General features: G+C 67.2%; 17 protein-coding genes and 1 tRNA gene. 10 read left to right on the top strand and 8 right to left on the bottom strand.

What is annotated here, in order from left to right; genetic code table 11:
* The first annotated feature begins 216 nt into the window (after positions 1-216).
* Entirely contained in the window at positions 217-1,449 is a 1,233-nt protein-coding gene (locus ACU4E7_RS14900; RefSeq protein ID WP_238121781.1) for a multidrug effflux MFS transporter, read from the top strand.
* A gap of 68 nt (positions 1,450-1,517) precedes the next feature.
* Here ACU4E7_RS14900 and gor read toward each other — a convergent pair whose 3' ends face one another.
* On the bottom strand, positions 1,518-2,885 hold the full coding sequence (gene gor, locus ACU4E7_RS14895; RefSeq protein WP_238121780.1) for a glutathione-disulfide reductase: 1,368 nt from the start codon (positions 2,883-2,885) through the stop codon (positions 1,518-1,520).
* Positions 2,886-3,067: 182 nt separating this feature from the next.
* Here gor and ACU4E7_RS14890 point away from each other — a divergent pair, with 182 nt between their 5' ends.
* On the top strand, positions 3,068-5,242 hold the full coding sequence (locus ACU4E7_RS14890; protein ID WP_447019301.1) for a glycosyltransferase family 2 protein: 2,175 nt from the start codon (positions 3,068-3,070) through the stop codon (positions 5,240-5,242).
* A 77-nt stretch (positions 5,243-5,319) separates the two neighbouring features.
* Here the strand turns inward: ACU4E7_RS14890 and ACU4E7_RS14885 are convergent, their stop codons facing one another.
* The 3 genes from ACU4E7_RS14885 to ACU4E7_RS14875 all read right to left on the bottom strand — a co-directional run bounded on the left by ACU4E7_RS14885 (position 5,320) and on the right by ACU4E7_RS14875 (position 7,233).
* The gene (locus tag ACU4E7_RS14885; protein ID WP_447019300.1) at positions 5,320-5,724 is read right to left on the bottom strand and encodes a DUF2059 domain-containing protein; all 405 of its coding nucleotides are present in this window, start codon (positions 5,722-5,724) and stop codon (positions 5,320-5,322) included.
* A 181-nt stretch (positions 5,725-5,905) separates the two neighbouring features.
* Positions 5,906-6,613, bottom strand: a complete 708-nt coding sequence (gene rpiA, locus ACU4E7_RS14880; RefSeq protein ID WP_238121777.1) for a ribose-5-phosphate isomerase RpiA — start codon at positions 6,611-6,613, stop codon at positions 5,906-5,908.
* Between the two features lie 155 nt (positions 6,614-6,768).
* Positions 6,769-7,233, bottom strand: coding sequence for a hypothetical protein (locus ACU4E7_RS14875; RefSeq protein WP_238121776.1), 465 nt, complete (start codon positions 7,231-7,233; stop codon positions 6,769-6,771).
* Positions 7,234-7,397: 164 nt separating this feature from the next.
* Between ACU4E7_RS14875 and gph the strand changes: the two genes are divergently transcribed.
* Both gph and ACU4E7_RS14865 read left to right on the top strand, forming a co-directional pair.
* Positions 7,398-8,129 (top strand): phosphoglycolate phosphatase, encoded by a 732-nt coding sequence (gene gph, locus ACU4E7_RS14870; protein WP_447019299.1) that lies wholly within the window; start codon positions 7,398-7,400, stop codon positions 8,127-8,129.
* A gap of 108 nt (positions 8,130-8,237) precedes the next feature.
* Positions 8,238-8,312 (top strand) — tRNA-Val (locus ACU4E7_RS14865).
* A 161-nt stretch (positions 8,313-8,473) separates the two neighbouring features.
* Here ACU4E7_RS14865 and ACU4E7_RS14860 read toward each other — a convergent pair.
* From ACU4E7_RS14860 to ACU4E7_RS14845, 4 genes are all read right to left on the bottom strand, one after another.
* A complete protein-coding gene (locus tag ACU4E7_RS14860) occupies positions 8,474-10,060 on the bottom strand; it encodes a sensor domain-containing diguanylate cyclase (RefSeq protein WP_447019298.1) in 1,587 nt (528 codons plus the stop codon).
* A 126-nt stretch (positions 10,061-10,186) separates the two neighbouring features.
* Positions 10,187-11,533 (bottom strand): hypothetical protein, encoded by a 1,347-nt coding sequence (locus ACU4E7_RS14855; protein ID WP_447019297.1) that lies wholly within the window; start codon positions 11,531-11,533, stop codon positions 10,187-10,189.
* 60 nt (positions 11,534-11,593) lie between these two features.
* Positions 11,594-12,754, bottom strand: a complete 1,161-nt coding sequence (locus ACU4E7_RS14850) for a glycosyltransferase family 61 protein (protein WP_447019296.1) — start codon at positions 12,752-12,754, stop codon at positions 11,594-11,596.
* A gap of 386 nt (positions 12,755-13,140) precedes the next feature.
* The gene (locus ACU4E7_RS14845; protein WP_447019295.1) at positions 13,141-14,049 is read right to left on the bottom strand and encodes a LysR family transcriptional regulator; all 909 of its coding nucleotides are present in this window, start codon (positions 14,047-14,049) and stop codon (positions 13,141-13,143) included.
* 351 nt (positions 14,050-14,400) lie between these two features.
* Here ACU4E7_RS14845 and ACU4E7_RS14840 point away from each other — a divergent pair, with 351 nt between their 5' ends.
* From ACU4E7_RS14840 to ACU4E7_RS14815, 6 genes are read left to right on the top strand one after another with little or no spacing between them, the layout of a single operon-like run.
* Positions 14,401-15,657, top strand: a complete 1,257-nt coding sequence (locus tag ACU4E7_RS14840; RefSeq protein ID WP_447019294.1) for an ABC transporter substrate-binding protein — start codon at positions 14,401-14,403, stop codon at positions 15,655-15,657.
* A 4-nt stretch (positions 15,658-15,661) separates the two neighbouring features.
* Complete coding sequence (locus ACU4E7_RS14835) at positions 15,662-16,462, top strand: ABC transporter ATP-binding protein (RefSeq protein WP_447019293.1); 801 nt, start codon at positions 15,662-15,664, stop codon at positions 16,460-16,462.
* Positions 16,449-17,159 carry an ABC transporter ATP-binding protein gene (locus tag ACU4E7_RS14830; RefSeq protein ID WP_447019292.1) on the top strand — a complete coding sequence of 237 codons (711 nt, stop codon included), beginning with the start codon at positions 16,449-16,451 and terminating at the stop codon, positions 17,157-17,159. Before ACU4E7_RS14835 ends, ACU4E7_RS14830 begins: the two co-directional genes overlap by 14 nt.
* A 48-nt stretch (positions 17,160-17,207) precedes the next feature.
* Positions 17,208-18,071, top strand: coding sequence for a branched-chain amino acid ABC transporter permease (locus tag ACU4E7_RS14825; protein WP_238121767.1), 864 nt, complete (start codon positions 17,208-17,210; stop codon positions 18,069-18,071).
* Between the two features lie 2 nt (positions 18,072-18,073).
* Positions 18,074-19,105 carry a branched-chain amino acid ABC transporter permease gene (locus ACU4E7_RS14820; protein ID WP_447019291.1) on the top strand — a complete coding sequence of 344 codons (1,032 nt, stop codon included), beginning with the start codon at positions 18,074-18,076 and terminating at the stop codon, positions 19,103-19,105.
* A 39-nt stretch (positions 19,106-19,144) separates the two neighbouring features.
* Entirely contained in the window at positions 19,145-19,633 is a 489-nt protein-coding gene (locus ACU4E7_RS14815) for an ester cyclase (protein WP_238121765.1), read from the top strand.
* Positions 19,634-19,647 lie beyond the last annotated feature (14 nt).

Raw genomic sequence — 19,647 nt, 5'->3', positions numbered from 1 at the left:
GAACAGCATGGCTTCCGGAAGGCAGCGGGGGCCGCCATAAACCTAGGATCGATGCTGCATTGCGCAATCCCCCACCACGGCATCAGGGCCACCACGCACGCCAACCCTTCTCAATCCCGCCGCCTTCGCCTATGAGTGTGCGCCCCGGACCTGGGTCTGCCGGGCCCCTTCCCTGCCTGAGTGTCTGTTGCGGGACACCTCTTCCCCGAGTGCGTCATGTCCCATCCCGACCGCGCCGGCTCCCGCTCGGCTCCCGGCTTTGTCGAGTTCGTCGCCCTCATCGCCTTGATGATGGGGATCACCGCCTTTTCCATCGACAATCTGCTGCCGGCCTTCGGCGAGATCCAAAGCCACTTCTCCCTCACCAACCCCAATGACGTGCAGATGGCGGTCTATGCCTATCTCATCGGCATCGGCCTCGGACAGTTCTTCTACGGCTCGTGGTCGGACGTGGTGGGGCGCCGACCGGTGCTGATGGTGGGCCTGGCTTTGTATCTGGCGGGCGGCGTCATGGCGCTGCTCACCGACGACTTCACCTGGCTCATCGTCGCCCGGGTCATCCAGGGCCTGGGGGCCGGCTCGCCGCGGGTGCTGGCGGTGGCCATCGTGCGCGATCGCTTCGAGGGACGGGAGATGGCGCGCATCATGTCGCTCGCCATGATGGTGTTCCTGGCGGTGCCGATCCTCGCCCCGGCGCTGGGTAGCGCCATCCTGCTGTTCGGCAGCTGGCGCCACATCTTCGTGGCCATGGTGGGCCTCGCCCTGCTGCTCGGCCTGTGGTTCGGCCTGCGCATGCCGGAAACGCTGCATCCGGACTATCGCATGCCGTTCTCGCTGCGGGCCATCTTCTCGGGCCTCAAGCTCACGGTCACCACCCGCCGGTCCATCGGCTATTCCACCGCCATGGGGCTGATGATGGGCTGCCTCATGTCCTATGTGGGCTCGGCCTCACAGGTGTTCCAAACCGATGTCTACAAGCTCGGCCACCTGTTTCCCATCGTCTTCGCGGCGGTGGCCGGGGTGATGGCGCTGGCGTCCCTTGTCAACGCCATGCTGGTGCGGCGCATCGGCATGCGCCGGCTGTCCCATGGCGGCATCTGCGGCTTTCTGCTGACCTCGGTGCTGCTGGTGATCGCGGCGGCCAGCTATGACGGCCACCCGCCGGTGGTGCTGTTCTGCGTCCTGATCGGCATCAGCCAGTTCCTGTTCGCGCTGACGGTGCCGAACTTCAACTCCATGGCCATGGAGCCGCTGGGGCCGGTGGCGGGCACCGCCTCGTCGTTCATCGGCAGCTACACCACCCTGATTGCCGCCTGGCTCGCCCTCATGTCCGGCCGCGCCTTCGACGGCACAGTCATGCCGCTCTGCCTCACCTATCTGATCCTGTGCGGCCTCGCCCTCGTGGCCGTCCTGTGGTCGGAGCGCTGGCGCCTGTTCGCCCACGCCTGAGACGCCGGCCTGAGACGCCGGATCGTGCATGTCGGCGGCCCGCGCAGCGCGCGCCGCCGACGCGTGGTTCAGCGCGCCTTGGTGCGCATGGTCACCAGCTCTTCCGCCGCGGTAGGATGCACGGCGACGGTGCGGTCGAAATCGGCCTTGGTGGCGCCCATGCCGAGGGCGATGCCGGCGAGCTGGATCATCTCCGCCGCCCCCTCGCCGACGATGTGGCAACCGAGCACCTTGTCGGTCTCGCCATCCACCAGCAGCTTCATGAACATGCGGGTTTGCCGGCCGGACAGGGTGGCCTTCATGGGCCGGAACTCGGACTTGTAGACATCCACCGGACGGCCGGCCGCGCGGGCTGCCTCCTCGGTCAGGCCCACGGTGCCGATCTCCGGCTCGGAGAAGACGGCGGTGGGGATCAGGCTGTGGTCCACCGTCCACGGCTTGTTGCCGAACACCGTATCGGCAAAAGCATGGCCCTCGCGGATCGCCACCGGGGTGAGGTTCACCCGGTTGGTGACGTCGCCCACCGCATAGATGGAGGGCACCGAGGAGCGGGACTGATCGTCCACCACCACCGCGCCCACCTTGTCGAGGGCGACGCCCGCCGCCTCCAGGCCGAGATTGCGGCTGTTGGGCAGACGGCCGATCGCCAGCATCACCTCGTCCACCTCCACCGTGGAGCCGTCGGACAGGCTCACCTTCTTGCCGCCGCCCTCCAGCTCCGGCTCGATGGCATTGAGCGACAAGCCCGGCAGCAGGCGGATGCCGGCGGCGGTCATCTCGTGCATCAGATGGGCGCGCACCTCATCGTCGAAGCCGCGCAGCACGCCCTGGCTGCGGTAGACGAGAGAGACCTCGGCCCCCAGCGCCCGGAACAGGCAGGCGAACTCGACGCCGATATAGCCGGCGCCCTGAATCAGAATGCGGGCCGGAAAGCGGGGCAGGTTGAAGGCCTCATTGGAGGTGATGGCCAGTTCGGCACCGGGAATGGCCGGCCCCAGGGCCGGCTGGCCGCCGGTGGCCAGAAGGATGTATTTCGCGCTCACCTCCTCGCCGGTGGAGACGATCCGCACCGTGTGGGCATCCACCACCACCGCCCGGGACGCGACAGTCTCGACCCCGGCGCCTTCCGCATTGCGCTGGTAGATCCCCTCGAGACGGGCGATCTCCTTGTCCTTGTTGGCGATCAGGGTGAGCCAGTCGAATTCGACGCCACTCACCCGCCAGCCGAATCCGGCCATGTCCTCCAGATCGTGGGCGTAGCGGCCGGCGTAGACGAACAGCTTTTTGGGCACGCAGCCCCGGATCACGCAGGTGCCGCCGAAGCGATACTCCTCCGCCATCATCACCTTGGCGCCATGCTGGGCGGCGATCCGCGCCGCGCGCACACCGCCCGAGCCTCCCCCGATGACGAACAGATCCACCTCTTTGCGAGACATCGCGCTCCACCTTCTCGGCCGACAGGGTGCGCCCAAACAAGTCTGCCCGCCGCCTCACGTCAAGCCATGGGAGACCGAAGCCGCTACCGCTCACGCCGCACCCTTGACGCCGCAGCCCCCTTGCCTCGGCCGCGGCTGGGGTGGTCTAAGGCAGGCGATAACAACACCACGAGTGGCGAACCATGGCCGATGACATCCCTCCCCTGGCCCTGCGGCGCGCGGGGCGGACGGCGGACGGCCAGCGGTTCCGTCTGCCCCTGCTGCTGCGGCTCACCAGCCTCGCCCGCCCAGCCATCGTCGTGATGACCCTGCGCGGGGCGACGACACCCCTGCGTGGCCATTTCGAGGGCGCCACGCACGCCCCGGTTCGCCTGGAGCCCGATGCGCTCAATCTGGTGGAAGTGCCGGCCGGCGCGCGTGGACTGGTGCTGGTGGAGGCGGGCACGGCGCAGCCCGGCTTCTATCCCATCCGCGGCCAGTTTCCGCTCGGCCGCCTGCTGCTGAAGCTGCAGGCATTCCTGCGCGGCCGTCTCGACGCGCGCAAAGGCGCCACGGGCAAAGGCGCCACGGGTCTCGCCGCGCGCTGGCGCACCGCCGCCGAAGCCGCCCGCCACCTGGGCCTGCTGCTGGCCGCCAAGCTCGCCAGCTCGCCGCTCCAGCGCGCCCTCGACCAAGCCTCCTATCAAGCCTATCGCGACCGCTTCGTGGAGGATTTCACCACGGTTCCGGCGGCTGCCGACGCGCCGCCCTTGGTGTTCATCTCGCTGGCCGGGGCCCGCGACGATGTCGCCGCCTGCGCGCGGGCACTGCGGGCCCAGACCGATTCCGCCTTCCTCTGGCTGCTGGCGGTGCCGGCGGACCGGCCCGACGCCGAGCGGGCCGCCCTCAATGATCTGGTGGCGGGCATCGGCCGGCTGGTGCCGTTCCAGGGCGATCCGGTGGCGGGCCTGCGGGCAGCGCTGGCCGATGCGACGCCCGACGATGCCCTGGTGTGCCTGCTCGATCCCGTGGGCCACCCCACCCGCGATGCGGTGGCGCTGGTGCGCGATGCCTTCGCCAGCTGCCCCGACTGCCAGCTGCTCTACACCGACGAGGAGCGGCTCGACCCCGAGGGCCGGCCGCTGGAGGGGGTGTTCAAGCCCGCCTTCAACCGCCACCTGCTGGAAGCCTGGCCCTATTTCGGCGCCCTCACGGTGCTGCGCCTGACCCGCCTGCGGGACACCGGCCTGCGCGCCGCCTTTGGCGACGCGGTCATCTACGACGCGCTGCTGCGCTATCTCGACGGCGTGGACGGCGCCGCCATCCGCCACCTGCCGCGCATCACCTATGCCCGGCCCGACACTGCGCCCGGGTTCGCCGACGCGACCAGCGCCGCCGCGGCCGCCGAAGCCCTGGTGGACCACCTGGGCGTGCCGGTGGAGACGACTGCGGATGGCCGCTTCCTGGCCCCCCGCTTCCCGGTTCCGGCACCGGCTCCCAAGGTCTCCATCGTCATTCCCACCCGTGATCGGGCGGACCTCATGGGCATGACCTTGCGCACGCTCATCGCCAACACGCGCTATCGCAATTTCGAGATCATCATCGTCGACAACGGCTCAGTGGAGCCCGAGACCTTCGCGCTGTTCCGCGAGATCGAAGCCCTGTGGCCGGCCACACGGGTGGTGCGCGACGACGGGGACTTCAACTATCCCCGCATCTGCAACGCCGGCGTCGCGGTGATGACCGGCGACCTGCTGCTGCTGCTGAACAACGACATCGAGGTGATCGACGGCGGCTGGCTCGACGAGATGGTGGCGCTGATCTCCCGCAGCGACCATGGGGTGGATACCGGTGTGGTGGGCGCCAAGCTGCTCTATCCCGATCGCACCATTCAGCATGGCGGGGTCGTTGTCGGCCTGTTCGGCTATGCCTCCCACTGGTTCGCCCATTGCCCGCCGGAAACGGCGGGGCTGGAAGGCCGCCTGCTGGTGCGGCAGAACCTGTCCGCCGTCACCGGCGCCTGCCTGCTCATCCGCAAGGCGGTGTGGGACGAGATCGGCCCGCTGGATGCCGAGCGCTTCGCCGAGGACTGCAACGACATCGACCTGTGCATGCGCGCCCGCGCCGCCGGCCACGGGGTGATCTTCACCCCCTTCGCGCTGATGATCCACCACGAATCCGCCTCGCGGGGCTCTTCCCGCACGGCCGAGCACCGGGCCCGGCTCAAGGCGCAACAGGCCCGTTTCGACGCCATCTGGCACGCCGGGCAGCGGGTCGACCCCCATTACAACCCCAACCTCAGCCGGCGCAACCTGTTCGCGGCCCTGGCGGAGCGCCCGGACGGCCCGCGCAGCGCCCGCACCGACGCGGTGCGCTGAGCAGCAAAGAAAAAGGGCGCGCCCGCAGGACGCGCCCTCGTTCCGGTTGATCTGCGCGCCGGCCGAGCCGGCTGCGATCACAGATCGAAGCCCTTCTTCTTCATCTCGGCGCGCACCCGCTCCACGGCCTCGGCATTCACCTGGGCACCCCAGCCCTGAATGCCCTGCACCGCCTGCTGGACGATGGCCGGCCGATCCGCCACCAGCTTCTTGCCGGTGGGGGTGCGATAGAAGGCCAGCGCCTCCTTCAGCTCGCTTTCCGAGAAGCGCGCCGCATAGGCACTGGCGAGGATCTGCAGGATCTCCGGCTGGCGCTTCTCGAACTCCGGCCGCAGCGCGATGGCCACATCGCGCAGCTGCTTGGCGAGATCGGGATTGGTGGAGAGGAACGACAGCGCTGCCCCATCGACGATATTGGCGATCACGCCGTCGAAGGCCCGGGCCTCCCCATTGGCCATCACCAGATCCTTGGCGAGAGCCATCTGGGCCGCGCTTGGCGCCGCCGCCTGCTGCGCCCAGGCGGACGAAGCCCCGAATGAAGCACCCGCAAGGACCGACACAGAAACGGCCGCCGCCACGAACGCGCCGACGCCCCGATGGGCGAATCTGGAAATGCGCATCATCTTCTCCGAAAAACCCGAGACTTCATCCACCGGGGCCGCCTCACGCGCCCTGGCGATCCAGCACGACCACCCCATCGGGGCCGGCCAGGATCGCCCTGGTTGCAAGACCAAGGAACAATCCGTGCTCCACCACGCCAGGCACTTCCGCGATGGCGCGCGCAAGCGCGGCGGGATCTGGAATGCGCCCAAGGTGAGCATCCAGCAGCAGGTGCCCTTGATCGGTGACGAAAGAATGGCCGTCGCGATCCTTGCGCGTGCGCAATTCACCGGTGCAGCCCACCGAGCGGATCGCCTCCTCGAGGCTGCGGCCGATGGAGGTGAGGCCGAAATCGACCACCTCGATGGGCAGCGGGAAGCGGCCCAGCATGTCGACCTTCTTGGAATAATCGGCGATGACGATCATCTCCTTGGCCGCCCGCGCCACGATCTTCTCGCGCAGCAGCGCCCCGCCCCCGCCCTTCACCAGGGCGAGATCGGGCCCGATTTCGTCAGCGCCGTCCACACACAGATCCAGCGCGCCCACCTCGTCCAGGGTACCGATCGGCACGCCGAGCTCCACCGCCTGGGCGAGGGTCTGCTCGGAGGTGGGCACACCGATGACGTTGAGGCCGGCATAGACCTTCTGGGCCAGCAGCTCCACGAAATGGCGCGCCGTGGAACCGGTGCCGAGGCCGAGGCGCATCCCATCGGTGACATAGTCGAGGGCGCGGGCCGCAGCGCGGCGCTTGAAGTCTTCGGCTTGGACCATCGGGAGTTTCCGTTGTGGCGCTCAAGGATGGGAGGGGCGCGCACCCCGCGCCGGGTGCAACGCCTCTTGTGTCCTTCCGCGTCTAACCCCCTTCGCCGCCGCCGACAAGCGCCCTGACGCCACGTCGCCGGCAGCCGCGCCGCCCGATCCGGCCCTCAGCGGGCCTGCGGCGTGCACAGGATGGTGGTCTGCAGCTTGCCATCCGGCCCCGGCAGATCGCGCACGTAGCAGATGCTCATCTCACCGCTCTTGGCATTGACGCGGAACACCCCGGTCTCGCCGCGATAGTTGGTGGACACCAGGCTGTAGCGGCCCGGTGCCTGCGGCCCGGCGCCCGGCCCCCGGGCAAAGCAGCGGGTGACGCCCACGGCGCTGCCCTCCGGCCGCTCGAACTGGCAGGCGGACATCTCTCCGGTCTTGCGATCCACCCCATAGACGCGGTTGGCGTCCGCCGAGGGCGGCGCCGCAAAATCATAAGCGCCGAACGCCTGCGCGCGGGCCGCCCCGGCCGCCGACACCAGGGCGAGCCCGGCCACCGCCGCCACCATCACGGCGCGCGCCCCGCCCTTCCTTATCCCTCGAACGGCAATGACTGGCCCCGAGCCCGGCTTCACGTGCATCTGCATCTCCATCTCGCTTGTCGCAGCCTCCGTCCTGGCATGCCCTCTGGCCGCGCCTTGTGGCCGCAGGTGCGCCTGCGGAGGCGACGCTGGCGCTGAAAAACGGCAGGATTGAAGCGGGCCACCCGCGCCCCCATTCAACAGCACAGCCGAGGAACGTCCCGTTGTCCGCCCTATTGACCCCTGACCTGTCGAAGCCTGCCCTCACCGCCCGCGCGCCGCGCCCGGTGATCACCTTCGATCTCGACGGCACCCTCGTGGATACCGCGCCCGATCTGCTCAACACCCTCGATGTCATCCTGGCCGCGCGCGGCCTGCCGCCGGTGGACCGCGCCGAGGCCCGCAACATGATCGGCGGCGGCGCCCGCGTCCTCATTCAGCGTGCCCTCGCCCGCGATGCCGTTACCGTGTCCGACGCGGAGCTGGCCGACATGAACCGGCAGTTTCTCGCCCATTACAGCGCCCATATCGCCGACGAATCCCAACCCTTTCCCGGACTGCTGCCGACCCTGGACCGGCTCGCGGAGGCAGGCGCGCAGCTCTGCGTATGCACCAACAAGCTGGAGCACCTCGCCCGACAGCTCCTGGAAGCACTCGACCTCACAAGGCGATTTGCGGTGATCACCGGCGCCGACACCTATGCCAAGGCCAAGCCCGATCCGCTACCCCTGCTCTCCACCATCGCCGCCGCCGGCGGCGTACCCGCTCAGGCGGTGATGGTGGGGGACAGCATCACCGATGTGCGCACCGCCCGCGCCACCGGCGTGCCGGTGGTGGCGGTGTCGTTCGGCTATACGGACATTCCCCCGCCGGAACTCGGCGCGGACCAGCTCATTCACCATTTTACCGAGCTGGAGCAAGCCATTGAGGCCACTCTGCCAGCCTCAGCCACCTGACGGCGCGGTGCCAGCCTGTGGATGAATGGGGGGCTGGGGCGCATTCTCCACAGCCTCCCTTGACACCGTAACCGCCCCGCCCTAAACAGCCGACCTCCGCGACGGAATGGGCGATTAGCTCAGCGGGAGAGCACTCCCTTCACACGGGAGGGGTCGCAGGTTCAATCCCTGCATCGCCCACCATTCCGCGCCGAACCTCAGCCTCCCACAACAGAATGCTTGCGCCGCGCTGGCGGCAGATCACGCGCGTATTGCGCTTGTGTTGTCGCACCCGGCGTGCCCTGGCGGCGGCGCTCCCAGGCTGGAGCGCTCCGCGTTGCGTCCGGAAAGGGCCGACGTGCGCCTCAGGAGGCGGGCTGGCTGGCGTTCTGCGCGGCCCCATCAGGCGCCGTTGCGGTGGTCGCCGGGACACCTCCGTCCGTCAGGCGGCCTGCTTCCGCCTGCTCCGCCTCGCGCATCACCACCCGGTTGCGACCGCCGCCCTTGGCCTCGTAGAGCGCCTCGTCGGCCGCCCGCAGCAGGGGAGCGATGCGGTCGCCGGGCTTCACCTCGGCGCAGGTCGCCCCGATGCTCACGGTGGGGCTGGCATAGTGGCCACCACCCGCGTGGATGCGCAGGCCCTCCACATTGGTGCGAATCTGCTCAGCCAGGTACGCCGTGCCCTCCCTCCCGGTGGCCGGCAGCAGGACAACGAATTCCTCGCCCCCAAAGCGCGCCGCGAAATCTCCAGGCCTGCGGATGGATCTTTGAATCTGCTGGGCAATCTGGACCAGCACCTCGTCGCCGAAGGGGTGGCCCCAACTGTCGTTGATCCGCTTGAAGTGGTCCACGTCGATCACCAGCACGGCGAGCGGCTTTTTCTCCCGGGCCGCGCGCCGCAATTCCGTCTCCGCCGCCATCCCGAAGCCGCGCCGGTTGGGCAGGCCGGTGAGGCTGTCGTTCAGTGCCATCACCGACAACTGCTCTTCCATGTCATAACTCTCGAGCAAGGCTCGCTTGAGATTGACGACCACGTAGATCAACAGCGCACAGATCAGCACGGTCAAGGCGGAAAGAATGATGGCTTGTACAGACCAGGCCCTGAGCGCGTCATTGAGGGACACGCCAACCACGAGAATAAGAGGAAAGCTTCCGACTTTCTGACTGAAATAAGCTCGTTTCTCGCCATCGATGACAGAATAACTAATGAAGCTCTCTCCGGTATGGGCAAGGATCTTCCGGAATACAGGAGAATTGGCGAGATTGACGCCGGCGTAACCGTCACCATCGCCCCATGGGCTGCGGAACACGATGGTTCCGTCGGTGCGCACCAGCGTCACCACGCTGGCCGGCCCCAGATCCACCTTGCCGAACAGGGAGCGGAAGTAGGACAGGCGAATGGTGGCCATCACCAGGCCATCGAAGCGCCCGTCGGGCCCCGAGAGACGCCGGCTGATGGCAATGCTCGGGTCGCCTCCGCGCACGCGGCTGGCGAAGGGACGGCTGATGAAGCGGGGCACGTTTCCATCCCGCTGCGCCAGGAAATAATCCCGATCGGACAGATCCAATGGCCGCGCCTGCGCCGCGCCCGAATCGAACCGCACCTGCCCGTCGGGACCAATCACCAGCATGGAACCGAGAAACTCGGCGCTGGCGGCCCGATCGAACAGCAGCATCTGGCGGGTGTGCGGCGGCAGGTCATCGAGCCCCGGCTCACGCAGCGCATCCTCCAGGCCGCTGAGGGAGAGTTCGACGATGGCGAGATTGCGCTCGATGCTCCCGGCGAAGGTCGCCAGGACATTCTCACCCGCGCGGGTGGCATCGCGCAGAGCATCGGTGCGCGAGCGCCAGAGCGCATAGGCTTGAACGGCGACGATCAGGAAGATGATGATCGCGGTGAGACCACCGATTGCCGGGCCCCGGGCCAACTGCCGCAGAAGTCCGATTGACACTCACCGCCCCTCCCGCATCACATGCGCGCCCACGATAAAGACGAACATTGGTGCGCACCAATCACGCCGGCGTCAATGGAGAGGGCGCCCTGCGCGCCAAAATCCGCGGGGGCGACCAAGTGAACCTTAGGGAAACACCGCCAAGCGGAACCGCTCCCACAGCCGCGGAGAGACGCCACAGACCAGCAGCTTACCTCCGGTCCGGGCGCTGAGGAACAGGTCGCCCCGGGCAAAGGCTAAGCCCTCCTTCGCCCAATGGACCTGAAAACGGGTGGCGCCCTCCGCGCTCCCTTCCCCGCGCGGCGCCAGTTCGCGGTTCGCGGTCTGCTGCAGATACACCCGTGTGGCACCGAGGGTGACGACGAAACGGGCACAATCCCCATCCAGCTCGAGCTGCACGGGATGCTGCAGGGCGCTCAGAGGGCCCGTCGTGGTCTGGCAGATGCCCCGATAGGCATCAAAGACCAACCAAGCCCCATCATGGGTGGTGATCGCCACCTTGCGCCCCTGCATCTCCGCGGCCTGGCTCATGGCCAGCACATATCGTGTGGGGTTTTCCTCGGTCGCCGCGAGCGCGGCGATGCCCTGCGCGGCGCGTTCCACCTGTCCCGCCGCCGCATCGAGCCCCACCAGCGCCCAACACAGCTCGGGATTCCACTCCGCCACCCAGGGATGGAGCTGTGGCAAGCCGGCCAGGCGGCGCAGCAGGCCCGGCGTGCCGCGTTTTTCCACAAAGGCCACGAGCCGCCGGATGCGCACCGGGCTCCGCCGACGCACCATGCGGCCAAGCTGGCGCAAGCCGGCGAGATCACCTGACCGCAGCAGGTGCACCATGGCCTGCAGATTGTCGGTGCCGGCAAAGGCCTTGGACACGTGATGGCCGAGGCTGGGCACGTTGATCACCTGCACCTGCGGCGCCAGCGCGGCGATCTTCTCTGTGTGGAAGCGATCGCGCCGATCGCCATGGTCCGAAAACAGCGCCACCTGCCCCGCCACATCCGCACCCACGATGCCCATGCCGCGCATGGCCGGCAGAAAGTGACGCTGCCAGCCGGGATCATGCCCATCGCATTCGGCGCGGTCGATGGACCATTGCGGACACAGCGCCAGCACCGCCGTCGCCTCCAGGCGGGCGGAGAATTTGATGGCGGCATAGGCCCCCATGGAGGTGCCGTAGGTGATGCGCTCCGCAAAGGGCGCCAGATAGGGCGCGGCCCGCGCGATCGCCGCACTGACGCTCTCGGGCGGATACCAGTTGCCACTCTTGGCCATGAAGCCGAGACACGCCCAGCCGAGCTTGACCACCGGCCCCTTGGCGAAAAAGGCACGGCCATTGGCCAGCCCGATCAGATCGCCAAAGGTGATCAGCGCGAAATCCGAGGCACCCGGGTGCCACACCGCCACCAGATGGTCGTCCTCATAGATGATGCGGCTTGGATCTGCGTCATCGCCGCGCGCCCTGGCCATCATCATGCCGCCTCACCATCCCCCGCCTCAGCATCGCGCCTCAGCATCCCTTGCCCGCTGCGCGGCTCAGTCGAGCGCGCCCAGCGGGCGAATGAAATCGAGAAAGGCGTCCACATCCACCTCGCAATGTCCATCCTTGCGCGGATTGACCAGATAGGCGCCATAGGCCGCGCCATACATCTGTGCGGTGCGCAGATAGCTCGGGCGCATCCAGGTGGTGGGCATGATCTCCACCAGGCACTGCATCGGCGCTGCGAAGATGGCGTTGGCCAGCCCCTGACCGTGGGGTCCGACGATGCAGCGGGCCTGCCGAAAGAAGGCGATCTGCTCGGCATAGGTGAACTGCCCGGGGTCGACGGACACATAGCCGAACGTCGCCAGCCGGCTTTCGAGCTCGGCTTCGTTGACGATCTTGCGGCGCCGCGCGAGCGCGCGGGACACATAGATCCGCTCGGCGCCGGAACTGGGCAGATCCACGCAGCCGCTGAGGAATGCCGCGGTCCGGCGATAAAGATCGCTCGGCCGCTTGAGCCGGCTTCCGTCCGGCGAATACAACAGCCGCTCGAAGCTGTAGGTGGCACCGCCGAACGGCAGGATCTTGCCGCGGTCGAAACCCAGCATCTCGAGAAACGCGATGATGCGCTCGTCCAGATTGCTCATGAGCAGGTGCACCTGCGCGCGCGCATCCGCGTCGCACAGATCCAGGCTCAAAAGCAGGGACGACAGCGGCTGGCGGATGAAATGGTCGAAATTCGACCACCCCTGCAGCACGATGGTGGTGCCGGCAATGTGCTGAACAGGCTCCGGGCCCTTCGCCAGCAGATCGTCCACGAAAGCAGTGATGCGCGCCACGTCCTTGGAGGCCAGAACCGCGGTTTCACGCTCAAGATATTTGCGCCCGACCCGATAGAACGTGCTCTCGCCCAGCACATAGAGAATGGAGGGCGACACGAACACGCCCCGGGCCTGGCGCGCCTCCAGCACGAAATCGCGCCCCGGGGCGTAACCTGACGGGTTCAGATCCAGAAAGTCGTTGTAGCTGCCCTCGTAGCGGCTGGCCTCCGAGGGCGTGCCCACCTTGCCGAAGCAGCCGACCGGCGCGACATCCGCCGCCCGCGCGGTATAATGCACCCTCAGCTTGGGATCGCGGGTCTCGATGATGCAGGCGGCGGGCTCCACATCGGATCCCCAGCGGATCGGTCGCCACGTGGCGGCGCGCGTGCCCATGCTCAAACCCTGCTCAATGACCTGTCGTACGCCGGAAGCGCTCGTGCGAAGCAAACCTTCAGCCCCCTTCCGGTGGAACCGCTCTGACCGCGAGCCAAACACCGGCAAAAAGACGCGCCACGCCCAAGAAGAAGCAGGCATCCCGGGCGCCGGCCCCGGCTGCAGCGGCGAGCTAGCTATCATCGGCTGATGGCTCAGTCAACCACCACCCCATGGTTGAAGCGCAATCGACAACATGTCGTTTACATAGATCAGACAGAATAACGACGCATATAAGCATCGAATACTGAAAAAATTCAGCCTACGGGCATGAACGACCTGCAACACGCCCTCTTCCGATCCGCGTCGACCTCCTGTCCATCCGCACACAGGCACCTGCCGCCCATTCAGCGCTGCAGGATCTTGTGATCCCGCCGCATGACATCGACGATGAAGTCGATCAGCGCCCGGATCCGCGGCACCGACTGCAGATCCTGGTGCACCACCAGCCACCAGTCGCGGGACAGATTGATGTCCTGCGGCAGAAGGCGGACGAGCAGCGGATCCCTCTCGCCCATGAAATGGGGCAGCATGACGAGGCCCGCGCCCTCTTGGGCCGCCGCCTGCTGGGCAATCAGGCTGGTCGAGGCGAAACGGGTGCGCGGCGCCTCGATCACATCCGGCAGCCAGCGGACATGAGGAACCGCGATGAGCTCGTCCACATAGGTGATGAAGGTGTGGGCCGCGAGGTCCTCTATGGTCTGCGGTGTCCCGGCCTGCTCCAGATAGGAGCGCGCGCCATAAAGGCCGACACCGAACTGCCCCACCCGCCGCACCATCAGCCGACCGCGCTGCGGATTGATCATGTTGATCGAGATGTCGGCCTCTCGCTCCGACAGATTGAGGATGTGCTGAGCATTGACGAGCTGCACCGTCAGATTTGGATGCTGCCGCACGAACTCGCTGAGGCGGCCGGCCAGATAGCTGCTGCCGAAGCCCTCCATGGTGGACACCCGCACCACGCCACTCAGCTCCCGCGCGGCATCGGTGGCGTCGCGGGCGATGTCATCCCCGTGCTCTTCCATCCGCTGCGCGATGGCGAAGATGCGCTCGCCATCCAATGTGAGCTGGAGCGTGCGGCCGTTGCGCACCAGGAGGCGCACCCCGATGGACGCTTCCAGCGCGGCGATGCGGCGGCGGATGGTGGTGGCGTCCACCCTGAGCGCGCGCGCCGCCGGCGCGGTGCCCCGGCCGCGCGCCACCTCCAGAAAGGTCTGTAGATCGGTCCAGTCGAACCGCTTCAAGCCGGTCGCCATGAAGCACTCCAAACAACGGCGAAAACGCCCGCATAAAATGCATAATTATCCATAGAACAGCATATTTGCACGGCTTATCTTTTCTGAACCCAGCGGTCTCCTGGCCTGCCACACGCGACCAGGACCGACGGTAAGGATGTTGCGTCGGCGCGCACCCGCCGCCGACGGCAACACCCATCTACCATACTGCACATATGGAAGTGGATAGCTCTGCTATCCGCTTAATTTGGCTTATCTATACTAAACTATATAAATTAATTGGCGAATATTTAGACATATGATGCCAATCATTTCGTCTTTAATGCGAATATTCTCTGAATATAGTGGGCCGCATCACTGGAGACCCTGTCGATGACCCCCTGGCATCCCAGCCGCAGATCCGTTCTGCTTGGAACCGCAGCCGCCGCCACTGCCGGCCTGTTTGCCGCGCCCCGGCGCGTGCAGGCGGCCGCGGGTGAGCCCATTCGCATCGGGCACCAATGCGATGTGACGGGCGGCCTCGCCAGCTCGGGCTACTGGCACCGCAAGACCATCAATGTGGCGGCCGACTGGTTCAACGCCAATGGCGGCTTCGGCGGCCGGCCCATCGAGATCGTCGGCATCGACACCGAGACCAAGGTGGATGTCGGCATCGCCCGGCTGCGCCAGCTGATCCAGGATCAGAAGGTGGACTTCGTCGTCGGCTCGCAGCAGGGCGGCATCGCCCTCGCCAGCACCACCATCGTGCGGGACGAAGGGGTGCCCTACATGTCCATGAGCCGCAGCGACGGCGTCACCGAGGGCTCGGGCAACCCCTTCGTCTTCCGGCTGATCGTGAACACCCGCCAGACCGATCTCGCCGCCGCCAAGGCCATGGCGGGCATGGTCGGCAAGAAGTGGGCGGTGCTTTATGCCGACTATGTCTGGGGCCAGTCCCACAACACCGCCTGGAGCGAGGCCATGGCCGCGGCCGGCGGCGAGGTGGTGCAGTCCATTGCTTTGCCCCTGAACAGCAACGACCCCATCTCCTACATCTCCAAGCTCGATCGCTCGGCGGAGGGCATCTTCGTGGCGCTGATCGGCACCGATCTGCCAAAAGCGTTCGTGGCGTTGCCGCAGCTCGGCTTCACCCGCAAGCCCATTGTCACCGCCGACTTCGTCTTTGGCGCCTTCGACCCTCTCAGCAACGGGAAATATGTGGAAGGCGTCTGGGGCATCGACACCCTGCCCTGGGAGCTGGCCGACAAGGACACCCCCACCCTCAAGGCGTTCCGCGAACGCCTCGGCATCGATACCAACGGCCGCGAGGTGGGCACCGGCCGCAATGTGGCCATGGGCGAGACCTGGCCGGTCTGGGAAAGCCTCTCGGTGCTGAAACTGGCGGTGGAAGGGGCGAACTGGAAGGGGCGCGACGACACCCCTGCCCTCATCAGGTTTATCGAAGCCAACCCCACGCACGCCGAAAGCGACCTGTTCCCACAAGGCCCGCTCTATCTGCGCCCGCAGGACCACCAGGCCTTTCCGGAAATCGACCTCCTGCAGATCGAACAGGGGCGCATCCGCACCCGCCGCGTGCTGCCGGCCGACGCCGGCCTCTACCCCACCAAGATGAACCTTGCAGCCGGCTGAGGTCATGAGCGCATCCGCCACCACCAGCCAGGGGCCGGGCGGCACGCCGTCCGCCCTCCTGCCCGCCCTCCTGGAGATCCGCGAGCTGACCAAATCCTTCGGCGCACACAGCGTGCTGAAGGGGGTCGATCTCAAGGTCGGAACCAACACGGTGCACGCCATCATCGGCCCCAATGGCGCCGGCAAGACCACCCTGGTGAATGTCATCACCGGGGTGCACCGCCCCTCCGGCGGCGCCATCGCCTTCGCCGGCGAGGACGTGACCGAGCTTGAGGTCCATCACCGCGCCCGGCGCGGGCTGGCGCGCACCTTCCAGATCACCAACCTGTTCGGCGACCTCACCGCGCGGGAGAACGTGGAGGTGGCGCTGGCGGGCACGCGGCGCCACCGCTTCGCACGGCTTGACGCCGCCGAGCGTGCCGAGGCTGAGGCGACCACCGCCGTGGGTCTCCTCGCATCGGTCGGCCTTCAATGGGCGGCGACGGTGAAGGCCGATGTCCTCTCCCACGGCGACCAGCGGCTGCTGGAGGTGGCCGTGGCGCTGGCGGCACGCCCGCGCCTCCTATTGCTGGACGAGCCGAGCGCCGGCATGAGCCCGGCGGAAACCCGCGCCTTCATCGGCCTCGTCAACGCGCGCCTGCGCGGCAAGGTCACCATCGTCCTCATCGAGCACGACATGGCGGTGGTGATGGGGACCGCCGACCGCATCTGCGTGCTCGCCGACGGCGCCGTGCTCGCCGATGGCGCGCCACAGGACATCATGCAGAACCCCTTCGTGAGGGAGGCCTATCTTGGCCGCGCTTGAGCTTCGCCACCTGAATGCCTTCTACGGCAAGGCCCATATCCTCCAGGGCGTGGACCTGGCACTGGAGCCCGGCACGGTGGTGGGCATCATCGGCCGTAATGGCGCCGGCAAGACCACGCTCTTGCGCGCCATCATGGGCCTCCAGGCGCGGGTGGAGGGCGAGCTCGAGCTGTTCGGCGCGCCCCTCACCGGCCTTGCTGCCGATGCCCGCGCACGCGCCGGCCTCGCCCTCATGTCCCAGGACATGCGGGTATTTCCGGAGCTGACGGTGGAAGAGAACTGCCGCGCCGCCGCCGCCACCGTGCGGGAGCCCCTGCCGCTGGAACAGGTGCTGGAGGTGATCCCGGAGCTGAAGCCCCACTGGCGCCGGGCCGCGGGTCGTCTCAGCGGCGGCCAGCAGCAGCTCGTCGCCATCGCCCGCAATCTCACCGTGCGCTGCCGGGTTCTGATGCTCGACGAGCCCACCGAAGGCCTGATGCCCTCCATCGTCACGCGCATCGGCGAGATCGTGCGCCGGCTCGCCGAGAGCCAGGTGGCGGTGCTTCTGGTGGAGCAGAACGTGGAGCTCACCTTCGCCATCTCCACCCGCATCCACATCCTGGAGAAGGGCCGCTTCGTGGCCGAAGGCACGCCGCGGGAGATCGTCTCCGGCGGCCTCCTGGAGCGCTATCTGGGCGTCAGCGACGCGCCCCACTGAGCCCTCATCCTCCCTTTCCCGCGGCTCTGCCGAAGGACGCTGTCTCAAATGGCTTTCGACCAGATTCTCTTCGAGCTCCTGAACGGGGTGGTATGGGGGCTGATCCTCTCCATCATCGCCCTCGGGCTCGGCCTCATCTACGGCCTCATGGGCATCATCAACCTGGCCCATGGTTCGCTTTACATGGCGGGGGCCATGTGCGCCGCCCTTCTCATCAACCGCGCCGGGCTCGATTTCTGGCTGGTGCTGCCCATCGCCGCCGTGGCCGTGGGCCTGCTGACCCTGGCCTTGAACACCGCCATCTTCGAGCGGGTGTTGCACCGCGACCCGGCGGTGGGCCTGCTGGCCACCGCCGGCGTGTTCCTGACCCTCGACAATACGGTGCTCGCCCTTGCCGGCGCCGATCCGCAGAGCGTCATGCCTCCCATCTTCGACGTGCTGGAATTCGCCGGCATCTATTATCCGGTCTACCGCCTGGTGGCGGCCGGGATCGCGCTGCTGACGCTCATCGCCGTCGCCTTGTTCCTGCGCTTCACCCGCTACGGGCTGTGGATGCGCGCCGTGCCCCAAGCCCGGGACCTCGCCGCCGTCACCGGCATCCCGATCCTGAAGGTCAATGCCATCACCGCGGCCCTCGCCGGGCTCACGGCCGGCCTGGCCGGCGCCCTCGCCACCCCCATCAGTGGCGCCCATTTTCAGATGGGCCTGTCGGTCATCGCCGCCTGCTTCATCGTCGTGGTCATCGGCGGCATGGGCAATCTGTGGGGCGCGGTGGTGGTGGCCATCGCGCTGGGGCTGATCCGCGGCCTCTACAGCACCGTGCTCAGCCCCACCTGGTCCGAGGTCGCGGCCTTCTCGACGCTGCTCTGCGTCATCTACTTCAAGCCCAACGGCATCTTCGGGAGACGCTGACCATGCACCGCAACGCGATCTCCACCGTCGTCAACGCCCTCCAGGCCGCCGCCGTCGGGCTGCTGCTCCTGGCGCCCCTCCTGGCGGGTGACTATTGGCGGTTCTTTTTCTTCCAGATGGTGGTGATGGCCTATCTCGCCATCGGCTTCGACCTGTCCTACAGCTATGCGCGCATCCTCAGCTTCATGCATGCGCTGTTCTTCGGGCTCGGGGCCTATCTGGCGGTGCCGCTGGTCTCCGCAGCGCCCTGGTCGCTGCCCGCGACCCTCTTCGTCGCCACGGCGGCGGCCGGTCTCGCCGGGCTGGTGAGCGGGGCAGTGCTGGTGCGGATGGAAAACCACAACCCCACCATCGCCACCGTCATCCTGTCCTCCATCGTCCTGCTGGCCGCCAATTCCATGACCAGCGTGACCGGGGGGGAGGACGGCCTCATCATCCATGCCCGCACCATCGGCTTTCTGGGGCTGGAGATCGGCATGGGGCCGACCATGGCGCTCTATTACCTAGCGGCCATTCCCCTGGTCGCCCTGGTGGTGGGGCGGTTGCTGCTCCAGCGCACGGAAACCTGGATGCTGGTGCGCGCGGTGGCGCAGAACGAGACCCGCGCCCGCCAGCTCGGCTTCGACGCGCGGGCCTGGCGGCTCATCCTGTTCGCGGCAAGCGCCGCCATCGCCGGACTCGGCGGGGTCTTCTACGCGCTGATGATGCAGCATGTAAGCACGTCGAGCCTCGAGGTCGGCCTCTCCATCAACGCCATCCTCTATGCAGCCATCGGCGGTCTTGGCACCGCCTTCGGACCGCTGGTGGGCGTGCTGCTGATCTATCCCATTACCGAAGTGATCTCGCTCTACTTCATCTACGTGCCGATCCTGGTAGGCCTGGTGCTCATCATCGTCTCGCTGTTCTTTGGGCGCGGAGTGATCGGCACCCTGCGCAGCCTGGAAGACCAGACGGACCACCCCCGCGCGCCCGACAACCCGGCCCCTGAGGCTATGACCCATGACGAGGCGACCGCTGGCGCACCGAGCCGCTGAGCGCCCCGCCCCTGTTCCCTTTCAACCTAAGAGGCAGAGATGAACCCGACCATGGACGATGAGGTACCGATGACCTTCAAGGGGGGCGCCCTCAGCCCCCAGAAAGAGATCGTGCGCAAGTTCTACAAGGACATGTGGGACCATGCGGACGTGAGCCTGATCCCTGAAATCTTCCACCCCGACTTCACCTTCCGCGGCTCGCTGGGGCCGACTGTCGTCGGCCACGCGCAGTTCGCCGATTATGTACGCTGGGTCACCGCGTGCCTCGACAACTATACTTCGGACATCTTCGTGATGATCGAGGAGGGCGCGAAGGTTTCCGCCAAGCTGCGCTTTCACGGCATCCATCGCCAATCCATGTTCGGCCACGCGGCCAGTGGCCGGCACGTATGGTGGAACGGCGCGCCCATCTTCACCTTCGAGGGGCCTCTCGTGCGTGATCTGTGGGTGCTGGGCGATGTTTATGGCCTCATCAACCGAATTGAGGACAATGCGCTGGCCGAGCCGGAATTCCGGACCGTCGCATAAGCCGCAAGCTGGGC

It is taken from the genome of Xanthobacter sp. ZOL 2024, from assembly GCF_052932325.1.
This window is presented reverse-complemented; position numbering and strand designations above follow the sequence as displayed.

Bases quoted from the DNA above. Each gene is read 5' to 3' on its own strand.
- ACU4E7_RS14875 (WP_238121776.1), bottom strand. From the start codon at position 7,233: ATGCACGTGAAGCCGGGCTCGGGGCCAGTCATTGCCGTTCGAGGGATA.
- rpiA (WP_238121777.1), bottom strand. From the start codon at position 6,613: ATGGTCCAAGCCGAAGACTTCAAGCGCCGCGCTGCGGCCCGCGCCCTC.
- ACU4E7_RS14850 (WP_447019296.1), bottom strand. From the start codon at position 12,754: ATGGGCACGCGCGCCGCCACGTGGCGACCGATCCGCTGGGGATCCGAT.
- ACU4E7_RS14815 (WP_238121765.1), top strand. From the start codon at position 19,145: ATGAACCCGACCATGGACGATGAGGTACCGATGACCTTCAAGGGGGGC.
- ACU4E7_RS14825 (WP_238121767.1), top strand. From the start codon at position 17,208: ATGGCTTTCGACCAGATTCTCTTCGAGCTCCTGAACGGGGTGGTATGG.
- ACU4E7_RS14840 (WP_447019294.1), top strand. From the start codon at position 14,401: ATGACCCCCTGGCATCCCAGCCGCAGATCCGTTCTGCTTGGAACCGCA.
- ACU4E7_RS14845 (WP_447019295.1), bottom strand. From the start codon at position 14,049: ATGGCGACCGGCTTGAAGCGGTTCGACTGGACCGATCTACAGACCTTT.
- ACU4E7_RS14885 (WP_447019300.1), bottom strand. From the start codon at position 5,724: ATGGCTCTCGCCAAGGATCTGGTGATGGCCAATGGGGAGGCCCGGGCC.
- ACU4E7_RS14900 (WP_238121781.1), top strand. From the start codon at position 217: ATGTCCCATCCCGACCGCGCCGGCTCCCGCTCGGCTCCCGGCTTTGTC.
- ACU4E7_RS14890 (WP_447019301.1), top strand. From the start codon at position 3,068: ATGGCCGATGACATCCCTCCCCTGGCCCTGCGGCGCGCGGGGCGGACG.
- ACU4E7_RS14855 (WP_447019297.1), bottom strand. From the start codon at position 11,533: ATGATGATGGCCAGGGCGCGCGGCGATGACGCAGATCCAAGCCGCATC.
- gor (WP_238121780.1), bottom strand. From the start codon at position 2,885: ATGTCTCGCAAAGAGGTGGATCTGTTCGTCATCGGGGGAGGCTCGGGC.
- ACU4E7_RS14835 (WP_447019293.1), top strand. From the start codon at position 15,662: ATGAGCGCATCCGCCACCACCAGCCAGGGGCCGGGCGGCACGCCGTCC.
- ACU4E7_RS14820 (WP_447019291.1), top strand. From the start codon at position 18,074: ATGCACCGCAACGCGATCTCCACCGTCGTCAACGCCCTCCAGGCCGCC.